The following is a 15,788-nucleotide window of genomic DNA, read 5'->3' as shown; positions in this document are numbered from 1 at the left end:
TTCGAGGTGCCGAGTCCTGAGCGTGTCGAAAGAGCAAGTTGGCGAGGCCCCGTGGCTTCGGCCCACCAGCCACTATTGCTTCCATTGGGAAGCCAGCCATAGATCGATTGATGACAACGCTTTCACAACGCGCCCCCTCGTCCGAATTCAGGCTGCTGGCTGTCCCAGTGGTGCTGTTTCTGCTGGTGTTCCTTGGCTTCCCGGCGATCGTCAATCTCGTCTATTCGGTCTCGGAGGTTACCTTCGAGAACCTGCGGCACCCCGAGATCACTGGCTTTTCCAACTTTGCCGCCGTCTGGAACGACTCATCGTTCTGGCAGGCGACGTGGTTCTCGCTGCGCTTCGGCTTGCTGACGGCGCTACTCGAATGCGCGCTCGGTCTGTTCCTCGCCATCTTCTTGTCGCCGCTCATTGAAAAGCGCAGCTGGCTGATGGCGATCCTGATGCTGCCGCTGATGGTGGCGCCGGCACTTGTCGGCCTGATGTACCGCCTGGTGCTGCACGAATTCGTCGGCCCGGTGCCCTATTATCTCTGGACTTGGTTCGGCGCGAGCTTCTCTTTCCTCGGGCCGGCCTCGGCCTTCTGGACGCTGGTCGTGGTCGAGACGCTGCAGTGGACGCCCTTCGCGTTCCTGCTGTTCTATATGGCCTACCAGGCCATCCCCAAGGAGATCATCGAGGCGTCCGCCATGGACGGTGCGCGCTACCGCCACCGGCTCTGGTACATCGAACTGCCGCTAATGGCGCCAACCATCGTGGTTGCCCTGCTCATCCGCTTCATCGATGGCTTCCGCGTCTTCGACAACATCTATGTACTGACCGGCAGCGGCCCTGGCGGCTCGACCGCCTCGCTGTCGATCTACATCTATGAGGCCTTCTTCAAGCAGGGCGCCATCGGCAAGGCGGTCGCGGCTTCCGTCATCCTGTTTGCGGTGTCGTTCGCCGTGCTCTACGGCCTCAACGCGCTTGCCGCCCGCCGCAAGGGAGCCCGCTGATGATCAACGCCCTTCGCTGGCTCGTCTTCGCCATCGCGGCACTCGCGATGAACTTCCCAATCCTCGTCACGCTCTCGACATCGCTCAAGAGTGCGCGCGAGCTGTCGACCAATCCGGGCCTGTGGGTCTACGCGCCGACGCTCGACAACTATGCCGCCGTCTTCAAGGTCTCCGACCGGCTGAACATCTTCCTCTATCTCGCCAACAGCGTCGCGGTCGCGGCGCTCGGCACCTTGCTTGCCGTAGCACTCGCTCTGCCCGCGGCTTATGCGATCGCTCGCGGTAAGGTCGGCGAGCGCACATTGTTGCCCTTCATCGTCAACGTGCGCGCCGTGCCGCTCATCATCTTCGCCATCCCGCTCTACATGATGTTCCAGTGGCTGGCGCTGCTCGACACCCGGCTCGGCCTTGGCCTGATCCTCACTATCGTCAACCTGCCGCTGGCGCTGGTCATCTTGGTCAACGCCATTCGCGACCTGCCGGGCGAACTCGACGAGGCGGCACTGATGGACGGCGCAACGCGCTTCCAGATCCTGACCAGGGTCATCGCCCCGCTCTGCCGGCCGGCCATCGTCACCAGCCTGATCTTCGGCTTCATCACCGCCTGGAACGAGTTCCTGTTTGGCCTGATGCTGACCACGTCCAAGGCCGTGCCCATCACCGTCGGCGCCTCGTTCTTCTTCGCCGCCAGCGGCGGCGGCGTGCAATGGGGCGTGGCCTCCGCCGTCATGATCGTCGGCGCGCTGCCGCCGATGCTGCTCGGCCTCATCATGTATCGCCAGATCAGCGGCTCGATGACAGCAGGCGCGGTCAAGGGCTGAGACAGTTTCTTCGGAGGATTCAATGAGCACGATTTCGCTGGAAAAAGCCGGCAAACGCTACGGCGGCACCGAGATCATCAAGGATCTCGATCTCGACATCGCCAATGGCGAGTTCGTCGTCATCGTCGGGCCGTCCGGCTGTGGCAAGTCCACGCTTTTGCGCATGATCGCCGGCCTCGAGGAAACCACCTCCGGCCGTCTGCTGATTGACGGCCGGGACGTCACCAAGGCACCGCCAGTCGAGCGGCAACTTGCCATGGTGTTCCAGTCCTACGCGCTCTACCCGCACATGACAGTGCGCCAGAACATGGGCTTTGGGCTCAAGCTCGCGAAACTCTCGTCGGATGCGATCAAGGCCAAGGTCGACCAGGCCGCCGACACGCTGAAGCTCACCCATCTGCTCGACCGCTACCCGCGCCAGCTGTCGGGCGGCCAGCGCCAGCGCGTCGCCATCGGACGCGCGATCGTGCGCCAGCCAGTCGCCTTCCTGTTCGACGAGCCGCTGTCCAACCTCGACGCAGCGCTGCGGGTCGATATGCGCCTCGAGATCGCCAAGCTGCACCGCGCACTCGGCGCCACCATGATCTACGTCACGCATGACCAGGTCGAAGCGATGACGCTCGCCGATCGCATCGTCGTGCTCAAGGAAGGCCGCGTCATGCAACACGGCAGCCCGCACGAGCTTTACGAGCGGCCGGCCAATTTGTTCGTCGCCCAGTTCATCGGCAGCCCAAAAATGAACGTGCTCGCCTGCGCGCCCTCTGATAAAGGCAAGCTCGATCTTTCCGGACAGGGCGCGCTTGCCCTCGCCTTCTCCGGCACGCCAACCCAACTCGGCGCCCGCCCCGAGCATCTGACGCTCGTTTCGCCCGAGGCCGGCAACTGCCGCGGCTCGGTAGAGGTTGCCGAATATCTCGGCGGCAACACCAGTGTGTTCGTGCGCAACGACCGGCTTGGCCTGATCAACGTCAACGCGCCCGCGGATACGCCGGTGCGCATCGGCGAGACTGTTGGCATCGCCATTGACGGTGCGCGCGTGTCGTTGTTCGACGCTGACGGTTCCGCGATCACCCGCGCCGCCTGATCGCGAAATCGATTGGACAGAGCCGCTGGTCGGGGTTTGTAAAGCCCAAGACGAGAGCGTTGTGGCCGCGCGATCGTGTTGACTAAGCCCGCAGCTGCGCTAGGTCTGCTCGTGCCACCTTGTTGTACGGCAAATTGCATGCCAGCTCATTGCCAGGGGACCTTATGGGCGGACTAAACTGTGAGGGTCTGTCTGGGACGATATCTAAGACGAGAATTGGTGGACTGTCGCTTGCCGGGATCGTCTTCGGCGCCTTGGCCGGATTGAGCCTGCCCTTGGAATGGTCAAGTCAAGCGCGCGGTCAGGGCATCAGCGACGTAGATGAAAATCTGCGCATCGAAGCCATCAATGTCACGATTTCCAATCCGAGCCCCGATGCCGCTCGGAACTCGCGTGTCGAGGATGCGGTGCGCCGCGCGCTTGGCACATTTCCCTCCGACCGCTACCAGCGCACGACCACCGACCTTGCCCTGTCGACGGCAAGGCGCAATCCGCAGATCGTCGACATCGCCCACGGCGTGAGCTTTGGCCCAACCGGCGGTGTTGTGCTCGATGTCAGCGTGACCTTGAGCAATGAAGCCACCGTTGCAGGTCCACGCGGGGTGATGGCGGGTTACAAGAGCGACTTCCCTGTCCTCTTCGACAACAATGGCGTCTATATCCGGGCTAGGTTCGAAACGCTTGGCATGTACTATGGCAACAACAATGCCTGGTATGGCCGCCCGGACCTGATGCTCAACGGCAATCCCTTGGTTGAGGGCAAGACCGCAGGGCTCGGTTATTCGAACTGGCTCGAAGGCTTCGTACATACCGGTCTCTACGGCATCGCACCCCTGACGCAGTCGATCTATGCCTATGGCGGCGCGAGCGCCGTCTTGAGCGGCTCGGCCGGGCAGGAGCTGTTCACGGACAACAGCCGCATGTATCTCGGCGCTGAAGATGCATTCGCCGGCATGGTCGGTGGCGTTGCCACCGAAGAGGGCCAACGACTGGTCTACAATGCCTCGGTTGGACGCCAGAGGTTCAGCATCGGCGACGGCTTTCTGATCGCCAATACGGCGTCCAACGGTGGCGACCGCGGCGCGCTGCAGTCCAATCCACGCTGGGCTGCCGACATGCAGGCGCTGGGGCAGGTCAAATACAACAACAGCATGTTCGAAGCATTTTACCTCGATCCCGACGAGTTGCCGATAATCGACAGCAAGACGAAAATCGTGGGCGCCAATTTCGAAACGAAGTTATGGGGCCAACTGGAAGTCGGAGCGACATTCCTGCAGGTGCCGGAGTCCGACTTTACCTATTACACGACCTCAGAGGTCTTTTCCCGCAAGGGGTTGCAGGTTTACGACGCCCGCCTGAGATGGCAGCGCAACCCTGCCACTGAAGCAGGTCCGTTCATTGCGGCCGAAGCTGGCTTCCAGCGCAACGAAAACTTCGACATGGCCGCCTATGCGTTTTACGGCGAGGCGGGATACAGCTTTGCCGACCTGCCGTGGTCGCCAACGATCAGCTATCGTTATGCGCAGTTTTCAGGCGACGACCCGAACACATCCCGTTTTGAGCGCTGGGATCCGCTGCTGTCGGGCGGCAACGGTGAGCAATGGGTCGAAGGCATCAATCACTTCAAGGTGTTTCAGAACTCGAACCTGATCGCCCATCGTTTCCAGGTAAGATTTCGCCCGACACCACAGATCGAATTGGTGCCCCAGCTTTGGCTGTTTCGGGCCCAGTCGACGACCAATCTGGGTGGCAATCCCGCTTTGTCGTTTCTCGGCTCGAAGGACCTCGGCTTCGAAGCCAATCTGACAGCGAAGTATTTCATGTCGAAGAACATGTTCGTGCAAGGGCATGTCGCGGCAACATTCCCCGGCGAAGCGATCGACATGGCGTTGGGGTCGACCGCAAAGCCCTGGGTCAGCACGATGCTGTTCCTCAGGATTGGCTACTAGATATCCTTACGGACAAGAGGGAGACTATGCATGGAACGCAGAGATATGTTGAAAGGCATGGCGCTATCCGCCGCCGCCGCATCAGGTGCTGCGCTCGGAGTCGTCGACTCGGCTCAAGCTCAGGAAACAGTCGACGGAGTGGTCGAGATACAGCCAGCGAACCCGGACTATTTCGTTCCCGACAGGTTCAAGGGCAAGACTATCATTGTCACCGGTTGCGCTCGTGGCATGGGCGCTGGCGCTGCGCTCCGCGCCGCCCGTGAAGGCGCAAACATCATTGGCGTCGACTGGATCAAGGATCTCGGCGAAAAGACCATCGCCGACATCGTCGCTTTCGGTGGAAAGGCCACCTTTGTTTATGGCGACGTCGGCGAGACCGACACCTGCGAAAAGATGGTCAAGACGGCCGTTGCCACCTATGGCAGCCTCGACCTGGCGCTCAACAATGCGGGGGTCATGGACGGCGTCTATTCGGGCGATCCGATTAACTACCAGGCACAGAAGCCGCTGATCTTCGCCCCGATCCACGAGGCCACCGACGAGTATTGGGATCGTGTCTTTCACACCAATTCAGGTGGCGTTTTCCGCTGCATGCGCGCCGAACTCAAGCAGATGGTTGCACAAGGGCGCGGCGGAGCGATCGTCAACGTGGCCTCCATCGCCGGCATGACCGGCCTGGCCGGAAACCCCGCTTACGTAGCCTCCAAGCATGCGGTCAACGGCCTCACCCGCAATGCGGCCATCGACTACGCGCCGCATGGCATCCGGGTCAATTCCGTCAACATGGCAGCGACCGACACTCCGATGGTCGAGCGCGCGGGAATCCTTGTCGCCGAGGCCACGAAGGCCAACAAAACGACTGGGCCTAACATGGGTCGAGCCAAGACCTTCAGCCTGCTTGCCTATGCCGACCCCAAGCATCGCCCGGCAACTATTGCCGAGCAGGTGTCGATGATGCTCTTCCTTTTGTCCAACGAGGCGTCCAATTTCACCGGCGGCGTGTTCCCGACCGATGGTGGCTGGACGTCGTACTAGATGAGGAAGGAACAAGAACGCCCGACCTGAACGCGATGATACGGCGGACGTTTCACTGAGGCAGCGCCGAACAGGACCACAACTCCACTTCCCTAACTCACGCCTTCCTGGACACGCTATTGCGACGACGATCTGATCGGCCTTAATTGGCTGCTAGATTTCCATCATCGCCTCACCATCAAAGGCTCCGCTATCCGATAGGTCGCTGTCATCGTCCCCTTCGCCTCTTGGAGGGCCGACGGGAATATCGCCCGCCAGCAGTTTGTCTTTGCTAAGCAGACCGGCATCCTCTAGCGACTCGAAGTCGGGCAGGTCGCGCAGCGTATTGAGCCCGAAGTGGGACATAAACGCCCGCGTCGTCACATAGGTATAGGGCGCTCCCGGTTGCGGGCTGCGGGGGCCGGAGGCGATGAAGTCTTGCGAGCGCAGCACACCTATCAGATCGCGGCTGACTTCCTTACCTAAGAAGGATGACAGATCGGCACGGGTGATCGGCTGGAAATAGGCGATGCACATCAGTACGAGACTTTCCGACTGCGACAGGGTTTTTGACCCCGGCCCGCCATTCGCGCCCTGCCCCGTGGCTGCCCGGATTGCGTCGGAATAGACCCGGCGGGTCCGATGCTGCCAGCCGCCGGCAACAGCGACCAGTTCGTACGGCCGACTACGCAACTCGTTGCGGATGTCATCGATGATCAGGTCGATGCTGCAGCATTTACCGACTACACGCGCCAAGACCTCAGCAGACACCGGCTCACGTGCAGCGAAGATCACGGCTTCGACCCGGCCCATCCATTCGCGCCAGCGCAGATCCGCCGGCAGATGCTCAAGTTCAGTGTCCAGCTGCTTCGGCTGGGCCTTGTCTGCTCCTCGACCGGTCTGATCAGCCATCGCCTAGAGCCCGTACAGCCGAAACGTCGACCGCCCTGACAGTTCGCGCACGGCGTCGAACGTCCGCAAGCGCTCAAACAGTCGCCGCGACGCAAACCGTGACAAGTTTCTGGTCGTCAGCGATCCGGAAATCGCGTCTTCATCGAGCAGCTTCTGGATCGCCTCCCCAGCCCCCTTGGCACGTAGTTTTGGCGCTACCGCCACCAACCGATCGGCGCGCCGGGAAATCTCTGCCCCCAGCCGGCAGGCCTCGGCGGCGCCGTTCGCCAGAGCCAGGCACACCGACCGCTCCAAATTTTGCTCCCCAGACCGGATTCTTGCGGTGATCCCACGGCCGCCTTCGGTGCGGAAGGCCGGCGTAAAAACTTGCGCCATTAAAACCGGTACCGGCTTTTTCCAGAGCAGCTTCCGTGCCAGCACAAGATCAGCCAGCCACCATCCGAGCGACTCGGCATCGGGACGCACGGCAAGAACCTGCGTGGCGATCGCTGTGGCGGCGAACGGCGCCGATCTGTTGTCGCTGGTTAGCGCCAAGTCGTTGATCTGCGTGGGAATGGTGGCCAGATCCTCGCTCCAACGCAGGCCGAGCAATTCCACGATACTGGCAAGGGTCTCGACATCGACAACTGGCGGCTTGGCTGCCAACCGCCGCCAGCCAGTTAGAATGTTACCGGCCGGGCCCACATCGTCGCCAGGCCGGGTCATGAGCACGGCATCGCGCAACGCCGCTTCATCTTCGGTTCGACCAGCGAGACGCACAGCTGCGGTGGCGCATTTCAAGGCTTGGCGTTGACGCCATGCGCCGGCCCATGCTGGCTCGCCTCGCACCAGATTGTCCAAGGAGTTCAGGGCGGCGCCAGCCATGAAGGCCGCTTCCGCGTCGCTTGCGACATGCCCGCGCCACTGCGCCCAGCTGGGAACGCTCGGGGATTGATGGGCGACGAGCTGTGGCGCAGCGGTTGGAATCATGTTGGGGAGTGTAACAAGCCTGTGCGCTTATTGCCATTGCTGGGCAGCAAACCGCACAGCCTGTTGGCAATCTGCAACGAATGATAATGTTGTATTATCGCTCGTTATGATCTCTATTCCGACAATGGCCGCTCTCGTCGAGCAAAACGCCGAAAACGGTACTCGGCGGCGTTCTGCTCGATGGGCGGCACCTTTCGAATAGCTGATTTCCGACGATCCGGTGCGACTCATCGCGACGGTGTTGGAACCGGCCATAAGGCGATGATTTCTCGCAGGCTGACATCCAAGTTGTAGCGACAGGAATGAACACTAAGAATTCACCCACCATGGCGGCCGATAGCGATTGCGACGCTCTTCCCGACATCATCAACGTCGCGATGGCGATGAAACAGCACCTGGATTCGGCGGTAGGGCCGGACACCTTGGTCATTCCAGATGACAAGCCCCCCTCTCTCACCGAGGCTGCTCCTTCCGGCCAGCTTCAGGCGCAGCTCGATAGGCCTGCCCAACGCGCTCGCGGCTATGTCGAGGCAGCCAATTCCGCCAACACCCGCCGCGCCTATGCCGCGGACTGGAAGCATTTCGGCAATTGGCTCCGCGTCCAGGGCCTTGCGGCACTGCCGCCCGATCCCGAGACCGTCGGGCTTTACATCACCGCTTGTGCCTCTGGTAGCATCTCGGGTAGCGCTGGAGACGGTGCGGCGGCGCGCAAGGATGCCGTTTCCACCATCGACCGGCGCCTGTCGTCGCTTTCCTGGAACTATGCTCAGCGCGGCCTGTTCCTCGACAGGAAACAGCCCGCAATCGCCACAGTCGTGGCAGGCATGCGCAACGCCCATGCCCGCCCTTCCCGGCACAATGAAGCGATCCTGTCCGACGACCTCATCGCCATGCTGGAAACACTTGGGCGTGGCACTTTGCGGGGCATGCGCGACCGCGCGATGCTGCTGCTTGGCTTTGCCGGCGCCCTACGCCGCTCCGAGATCGTCGGCCTCGACTGCGGCCGCGACCAGACACAGGACGGCCGTGGCTGGATCGAAGTCTTCCGCGGCAAGGGCATCCTCGTCACGCTGCGCGGTAGGACCGGCTGGCGCGAGATCGAGATCGGCCGCGGTTCAGCTGATTCCACCTGCCCTGTCGTGGCGCTGGAAACCTGGTTAAACCTCGCGAGAATTGCCCACGGCCCGCTATTCCGTCGCGTCACCGGGCATGGCAAGCGCGTCGGTGCCGAACGGCTCAACGACCAAGAGGTTTCTCGTCTGGTCAAGCGCTGCGCATTGGCTGCCGGCGTGCGCGGCGACCTGACCGAGGGCGAACGCGTCAAGCTTTTTGCCGGCCATTCACTTCGCGCCGGCCTTGCCTCGTCAGCAGCGGTCGACGAACGCTACGTGCAAAAGCAACTCGGTGATACGAGCGCGGAAATGACACGCCGTTATCAGCAACGTCGGGACCGCTTCCGCATCAACCTCACCAAAGCAAGCGGCCTATAGTAGACGTGAGGCTCCTCCCCTGCCGTCAAGAGCACGAGAATTCGACTTGTGGCGGTAGGAACATTTTTTTCGCCGTTTTGGGCACGACTTGAGAATAGCCGGTGAGGAATTGCTGCAGCTCCACTGACCTTATCCTGCCCTGGCCTGGGGCCCTCCCCTGCCGCGCAGCAGAGCCATCAGCACCGGTCCAATGGAGAATTCACCGGCATTGGCCTTGGCTGTGAGGCTGCGCAGGTAGCCGCCCGGGCTTGCAATCGCCTCACCCCGCTGCAGCATCGCCGCCACCATGATCGCTGCGTCCACCGCCCCCATCGCCTCGCAGGCCTGGTGCCATGCGTCTGGACTGACGCCGAGCGCTCCGCCCACCAAGTTTGCCGTTTCCAACAGATCGGCCCAGCCGGAAATGCCGTTTCGTGCGTAATCGGCAATATCCGGGCAGGCACGCAGCACCATGTCAAGCGGATATCCCGTTGGTGGCTGGTTCTTGGTCACCAATTTCACTGCGGCAGTTGTCCACTGCGCTTTTTCTTGGCTGGGTTCAGATTCATGAGGATGTGTATCTGAATACTGTATGTGGCGCTCGAAATGAGACTCATTGGCGCTTGGTTTTTCAGTTTTAACGTGATTTTCCAGTGTCTTGCGGGCCTCCTGGGCAACCAAAACAAACTCAGCGGCAATTGGTTCGAGTTCAAGCCGCGTTGCGGTGCGTGGAATGGCGTCTGCGAGCTCACGATACTTTATGTGCAGGCGCTGCCAATCGGCAGTGACGCCCTCCTCCAGGCCAAAAGCGATCATCTTGGCGATGTCGCGGCGCAGGATGGTGATACGCTCGCGCACCAGCAAAAGCGCCCTTCGCTCGGCCCTTACTGTCTCAGCCAAACGCTCGAACTCCTCAGCACGTGCCAGAAGTGGGGAGAGGTCGAAACCGAAGGCCCACTTGATCGCCCCGTCAAAGCCTTTGCGGGCGTAACGCTTGCCATTTGGGCTGTCGCGGCGCACCACAAGGCCACAGTCGACAAGTACCGACAGATGCCGCCGCAATGTAGCGGGTGCCATGCCATGCGCACGAAGCGCAAGCTGCGCGTTGGATGGAAACACCACCAACCCCTCCCCTTCTACGAGTTCCGTGTCAGGATGGAAGCTCAGCAGCGCATTCAAAACAGCCAAAGCGCGATCGCTCGCCCCCAGCAATCCCTTGGCCTCACAGACCGCGCGAAACACCTGCCATTTGTTGGCACTGGTGCCTGGCGCACATCTGTCGGCTGCCAGTTGCCCTGCCACTATGGCAAGCGTCAGCGGCCGCCGCCCAAAGGGCGTCGTCGAGATATGGTTCTCCATCATTTCCTTGCCTTTCAACGAGGCAAAAGAAATCCGCTCACCTGTTCGGTGCCGCAACTCTTGACAGTGATTCGAGGAAATGCGATTCTCTAGGTGTTCAAGCTACGAGAAGGGCTTCCACGACGGCAACGTTTGGGGGCCTTTTTCTTTTGCGATCAGTCTCCTGTTTCAGTTTTTTCCGAATCCTTGAAAGCCCCATAGAGGCGACCAAGATTCGCGGATATCCAGCCGCCAAAGCCTGCGGCATCCTTGTTTTTCAGGGCCAAAGTGTAGGTTTTGCCATTCGATTTGGCCGTCACGCTCACTGATTTGTCGGCTGGTGCCCATTCCAAGGACGGGCCTTGTGGAGCTGCCTTGCCCGGCTTCCTCGTGAGTGCGTCCATCACTCCTTGGAATCGGTTATCGCTGGAGGCGTCCTTCATTGGCTCTTGTGAGAGCATTGAAAGAAGGTCTGGAACCTTTGGAGCGATCGCTAACTCGGCCAACTCCATCCAGCGCCGCCGACCAACTTCGGGCGCAGCCCCGATTGCCTCTATCAGCTCGGTAGGCACTTGGCGCGCAACGCTGATCATTTTTGACAGTGCGGCCTTGTCGACGCCAAGCGCTGACATGATCACGTCTCGTGCGAACGCACGGTCCTCGAGGCGTGCAGCAAACAACGCGCGTTCGATGAAAGACAGATTGGTCCGCGCGTTGTTTTCTTGCCCCTGGCTCACCACCAATTCGTCGTCGGTGAGGTTTCGAACGACCGCACGAACCTTAATGCCTAGCTTGGAGACGGCGGCCAACCGGCGATGACCATAAGCCACCTGATAACGACCTTTGATCTCTGGATGGGGCCGAACAAGGATGGGAACCTGTTGTCCGTGGTCCTTGATCTGTTCCACCAGCAAAGACAGTTCAGCCATATCCATGGCGAGACGGTCGCGCACCATCGATGCGTCGACGAGCGCTGTCTCAAGTTCGACAACGGTGTTGCCCTCTGCCATCTGGCGCTCAAGATCGTGGGCGCGTTCGACCTTCTGGGTGATGTTTCCAAGTGTCTTGGCGATACCCCCGATCGGGGCAGCGTTGCGCATGCCTGCTGGCACCATCCCGGCAATCGGCCGTGAAGCCGAAAGTGCCTCGGAAGGTCGTGGTGCCTCTCCGCCTGCCGAGACTTCAATCAGGTTCTTGCGCGCCATTATTTCCTCCCCCAAGTGGCCTTGAGAAGATCTTCGATCTCCGAGTTGACCTGGTTGAGCGATTCCATGGCACGGTCGTAGGTGCCGCGGGTGAACTGTGCGCGTTCCACTTCGTAGAGGGTTTGCTTAGTAACCCCTGCATCCGAGATCGCGGTGGACTTCAACATCGGGCTCTGAAGCATACGGTTGCCGAAGATCGCTCGCATGAACCCAGTCATCTGGCTTTGCGGCCCATCATTGGGCTCAAAGCGGGTCACGAGATAGCGCATCCAATCATAGCTGGTGCGGCCCCCTGCTCTCTCCACCACCGCCATAAGCTCGCTTGTCATGGCCAGGAACTGGCTCATCGACATGACGTCGAGCATCTGCGGGTGGACTGTGATCAGAACTGATGTTGCGGCACATAGCGCTGACATCGTCAGGAACCCCAGCTGCGGAGGGCAGTCGATGATCACGACATCGTATAGGCTCTCGATGGGCGCCAACGCTTCGCCAATTCGGGCAAAGAACATGGACGCGGCCTTCCCAGAAGCAATGGCGGTGGGCGTTTCGTGCTCAAACTCCATAAGCTCGAGATTGCCAGGGATGATGTGCAAGTTGGGTGTGTAGGTCGCACGAACGATATCGGCGACCGGGCGCGGATCTTCATACCTGATCGCCCCGTAAAGGGTCTCACCTTCGCCAACATCGAGCTCCGGCTGATGACCAAATAGCGCCGACAGTGAAGCTTGTGGGTCGAGATCGATCGCCAGAACCTTGTAGCCCCTTATGGCGAGATATTGGGCAAGGTGCGCTGACGTCGTGGTCTTTGCCGAGCCCCCTTTGAAGTTCATGACGGCGATCACTTGGAGCTTCTCGCCAGCTCGCCGGTTGGGGACGTATTTCTGGGCTCCATTCTTCTCGTCGAGGGTGACGCGAATCCGGTCCATATCCTCAGGCGAGTATACGCGGCGGCCGTTAGCCAACGGCACCGGGCCATAGCCTTCGGAAGCCACTTGCCGCAGATACCCTTCGCCGATGCCGATGTAGTAAGCGGCCTCAGACGGCGTAAACTGCCGGATCGTCTTCTGCGAAGAAGGCGGAAATATCTTTTGCTGATGAAGCTGTAGCTGCCGTGACAGTTCCTGCGAATCCGCAGACAACATGGACGGAAGATGCTCCTGCTCGTTGTGTAACCTGTTCTGCAACATCCCTCAAACCTTGAACTGCGCATTTCGTGAAGAAAGAAGCCAAACTGCGCAGCTACAGTATGGCCCGATTCGTAAAGATTTGACAAACACTTAACCATAAGCGCCGCCAGTCGGTTGTCCGCGGACAACTCCAGCTTCTGGATGGCCAGTTGTCCGCGGACAACATGGTCGCATGCGTGCTTGAGATCGAAGCGACGACCACTCCTCTGGGTCGTTGCTGCGCCGGGGCTGCTGCCACAAATTGTGCGATAGCATTATTCGCCAAGGAGGAACGCTAGCGTACGATGTCTGGCGCTGCGTCTGCCTAGTTCTTCGGCAGAAAACGTAACCGTCAGCCGAGAACGTGTCACCGATTCACGATGGCTGCAAAATCCACGACTGAACCTCGCGAAGACCCAAAGAAGCGGAAGGCAACCGGCTCTGGGTAGACGAGCTTCTCTCCTGGCGCCCAGCTAACTTCATCTGTGACTGTCAGTTCCTGCGAACCTGCCTCCGCGAGCCTTCGTTCTGCGCAGGTGGTTGTCCGCGACACTTGCCGGACGGCAGGAGCAGGGCTGCTGAACCTTCGGGACAGAGCGAGGCCGTCTCTTGCGAAAGGGCGACGGGACCGTGCTTAATGGCCTGCTATAAAAATGCCGGTCGGCTGTGTCCGACGACGACTGCGTCGTGCTGCGCCGCGCCGCAAGACTGGAGCGCGGCCCAGTTGGATCGTGGTGAACGGCAGTGTTTGCTCAGACACGCACCTTGTCCGCTTGGTGCGTGCCAACACGCTATGCCAATGCCCAACTCATATCCGGAGCGACGATTGGATCGCGTTCAACGTCGTGCCGGAAACATAATTCGCGACGGGCTTTCTTCTTCCCGCAAAACGACTACCACACAGCCGCCGCGTCTGCTCGCGCGCCGTCGCCGGCATCGAACAGAATATCAAGCTCCACAAAGCTACGTGGATGTCGGGCGATCGCATAGCGAGCTAAAAAGCATTTGATTGGCCGCGTGGCGCTCGCGTCGGGGGGCAGGCGTCGCCCAGCCTCTGCTTGAAAACTGTAACCGTTCACGGACCCCAACTCATTCGGGCTGGCGACTTCAGCTTTGGCCTCGCGCCGATCGCTTGACGGCGAACTATTCGAATTGTTCGCCCGACGGCGAGGTCAGGGCGCGCACGCAGCAGCCGGTCAAGGCACCAACAGAACTACCACTATCGCCTGCCGAGGTAGGATATAGCCAATCCTGCCATCGTTCACGTCCGGCTGTGGCAGGGAAGGGGCCTTGCTGGGTTTTTGCTCGTGGCCGTAATGATGAACTAGCGGCTGCTATATGCGTCCGCTTTCAGTCAGTCCTTGCTGTCGCTGCCACGCTAGACGCTCGCCATGCGTTTCGAAACGATGCCCTCAAGGCTCATCTTTTCAGCGACTGCAACGGAGCCTTTTACTGCCAGGCTGAACTGGGCCGAAAAATACGGTCGTGGATCTCCGACAATCTCGTTCAGTCTGGCGCGACAGTCATCACATGGTTGCCGGCGCAAGTTGTTGCCGTCGTTCGTGGCCGAGCAGCTCGCTTGATTGGGGGCGGGCATGGAGGCAAGCACCGATGTGTACTAATCGACCAGTCGTGCCCGTTTAGGGTGAAGGCTCGCGTGCGTGACCACCGGAAAAACAGATATGGTTCCGATAGCGGCCATATTTGATCTCATGCGCCCAGGCATCGCCTTCGGTGACCTTGACGGCCTGTGTCGTGATGCACAGTGCAATGAACTGAAACGGCAGCATGGGATACTCGATTTCCACTTTGGCCAGTGCTCCAAAGCCGCACCGGCCTTGCGCCGCTGCAGAACGTGGCTATTAGGCCAAGAGTTGCCATATTGAGTGGCACCTCTTTGGTGTCACCCCAATTGCCAAAGAGTTCCCGCCGAAGCGTGGATGCCAGTTGCAGGTCCTATTTCGTTCCAGGAGTGCCGATGCTCTCAGAAATGCTCTCTACCAAGGTCGTTGCGTCTCGCGACAAACGCAGGCTGTGCAAGCAACATGACAGTGATGCGATGGCGCGCGCCGGCGGCGCACTGTTGCGCTCTTGCTTTCGGGGCAGCGCTCTAATCTGGGTGTTGACCCCTTCCGCATCCGAGCGCCTGCGATGCCAACGACATCGCTAGACAGGCGGCTCCAATTGACAAACGTAGGCTATGGATAAGCCGGGAAGGCTGCAGTATTGAAGACTGAGCGGTTCGCGTCGAGGCTGGGGGTCGCACTTTCGCGTTCCCCTGGCAGTCTGTCTATGATGATAGTCTATCGGACCTGCATCGGCGGGCAGGGGCCGATGAGAGAGCCAGGGAGAGGGCGGTCGATTGCTCCCTCGCTCGCTCATAAGGCTCTGAATAGCCTTGCTGATTTTCACGATAATAAAGGGAAAGCGTTTTTCACTAAAGTCACAGGGGGCCGGACCCTGTGTATCTTTTTCGTTGCGACAATCTCTGGGAAGACGATCCCATTCTCGACCAAGATTGGCTTCCGCGCAATCCCGTTTCGCCCTTTATCGGAGCGCTCCTTAGGCAGCCAATGCAGATGTCGTTTTTGGGCCCAGGGCCTCTGCGATTGGACATTACGAACGGTCGCAGGCGCTAGCGGTCAGTTCCATGCCTAGCCCAGCCCGAGCTGTCTGTGCGCACTACCTGAGCCGGCGTCGCACAGCGGGCCAAGCCATGAAGTAGGATGGTCGTGGCCGCGCGTACGCCAAAAAATGAGCATCCGACGTCGATGCGGTCCAACTAGCATAGTGCATTCTCTTCCATGCCGGTGCAGACACAGAGATTCTCGCAGCGCGGGCATTTATGAAACAGATCGTATCT

Annotated in this window: 12 protein-coding genes; 6 read left to right on the top strand and 6 right to left on the bottom strand. The window is 60.2% G+C overall.

Annotated features, from left to right (window positions below):
* Positions 1 to 110 precede the first annotated feature (110 nt).
* The 5 genes from AC1DLV_RS04160 (at position 111) to AC1DLV_RS04140 (ending at position 5,884) form a co-directional block, all read left to right on the top strand.
* The gene (locus AC1DLV_RS04160) at positions 111 to 995 is read left to right on the top strand and encodes a carbohydrate ABC transporter permease (RefSeq protein ID WP_476798306.1); all 885 of its coding nucleotides are present in this window, start codon (positions 111 to 113) and stop codon (positions 993 to 995) included.
* A complete protein-coding gene (locus tag AC1DLV_RS04155; RefSeq protein WP_476798305.1) occupies positions 995 to 1,816 on the top strand; it encodes a carbohydrate ABC transporter permease in 822 nt (273 codons plus the stop codon). Before AC1DLV_RS04160 ends, AC1DLV_RS04155 begins: the two co-directional genes overlap by 1 nt.
* A gap of 22 nt (positions 1,817 to 1,838) precedes the next feature.
* The gene (locus AC1DLV_RS04150) at positions 1,839 to 2,900 is read left to right on the top strand and encodes an ABC transporter ATP-binding protein (RefSeq protein ID WP_476798304.1); all 1,062 of its coding nucleotides are present in this window, start codon (positions 1,839 to 1,841) and stop codon (positions 2,898 to 2,900) included.
* A 275-nt stretch (positions 2,901 to 3,175) separates the two neighbouring features.
* Positions 3,176 to 4,849, top strand: coding sequence for an alginate export family protein (locus AC1DLV_RS04145; protein WP_476798303.1), 1,674 nt, complete (start codon positions 3,176 to 3,178; stop codon positions 4,847 to 4,849).
* A 30-nt stretch (positions 4,850 to 4,879) separates the two neighbouring features.
* Positions 4,880 to 5,884: an SDR family NAD(P)-dependent oxidoreductase gene (locus tag AC1DLV_RS04140; protein WP_476798302.1), complete on the top strand. Its 1,005-nt coding sequence runs from the start codon at positions 4,880 to 4,882 to the stop codon at positions 5,882 to 5,884.
* Between the two features lie 153 nt (positions 5,885 to 6,037).
* Here AC1DLV_RS04140 and scpB read toward each other — a convergent pair whose 3' ends face one another.
* Together scpB and AC1DLV_RS04130 are read right to left on the bottom strand one after the other, a co-directional pair.
* Positions 6,038 to 6,775: an SMC-Scp complex subunit ScpB gene (gene scpB / locus AC1DLV_RS04135; protein ID WP_476798301.1), complete on the bottom strand. Its 738-nt coding sequence runs from the start codon at positions 6,773 to 6,775 to the stop codon at positions 6,038 to 6,040.
* 3 nt (positions 6,776 to 6,778) lie between these two features.
* A complete protein-coding gene (locus AC1DLV_RS04130) occupies positions 6,779 to 7,744 on the bottom strand; it encodes a DUF1403 family protein (RefSeq protein WP_476798300.1) in 966 nt (321 codons plus the stop codon).
* Between the two features lie 302 nt (positions 7,745 to 8,046).
* On the opposite strand from AC1DLV_RS04130, the gene AC1DLV_RS04125 reads away from it, so the two are divergent.
* Positions 8,047 to 9,234: a site-specific integrase gene (locus AC1DLV_RS04125; protein ID WP_476798299.1), complete on the top strand. Its 1,188-nt coding sequence runs from the start codon at positions 8,047 to 8,049 to the stop codon at positions 9,232 to 9,234.
* Between the two features lie 129 nt (positions 9,235 to 9,363).
* On the opposite strand, the gene repC is transcribed toward AC1DLV_RS04125, so the two are convergent.
* The 4 genes from repC to AC1DLV_RS04105 form a co-directional block, all read right to left on the bottom strand.
* Positions 9,364 to 10,572 carry a plasmid replication protein RepC gene (repC, locus tag AC1DLV_RS04120; RefSeq protein ID WP_476798518.1) on the bottom strand — a complete coding sequence of 403 codons (1,209 nt, stop codon included), beginning with the start codon at positions 10,570 to 10,572 and terminating at the stop codon, positions 9,364 to 9,366.
* Between the two features lie 155 nt (positions 10,573 to 10,727).
* Positions 10,728 to 11,756 (bottom strand): plasmid partitioning protein RepB, encoded by a 1,029-nt coding sequence (gene repB / locus AC1DLV_RS04115; protein ID WP_476798298.1) that lies wholly within the window; start codon positions 11,754 to 11,756, stop codon positions 10,728 to 10,730.
* On the bottom strand, positions 11,756 to 12,946 hold the full coding sequence (repA, locus tag AC1DLV_RS04110; protein ID WP_476788783.1) for a plasmid partitioning protein RepA: 1,191 nt from the start codon (positions 12,944 to 12,946) through the stop codon (positions 11,756 to 11,758). Before repA ends, repB begins: the two co-directional genes overlap by 1 nt.
* Before the next feature lie 1,619 nt (positions 12,947 to 14,565).
* Positions 14,566 to 14,715 carry a hypothetical protein gene (locus tag AC1DLV_RS04105; RefSeq protein WP_476798297.1) on the bottom strand — a complete coding sequence of 50 codons (150 nt, stop codon included), beginning with the start codon at positions 14,713 to 14,715 and terminating at the stop codon, positions 14,566 to 14,568.
* Positions 14,716 to 15,788: the final 1,073 nt, after the last annotated feature.

The organism is Aminobacter sp. 01T433, from assembly GCF_056398585.1.
This window is presented reverse-complemented; position numbering and strand designations above follow the sequence as displayed.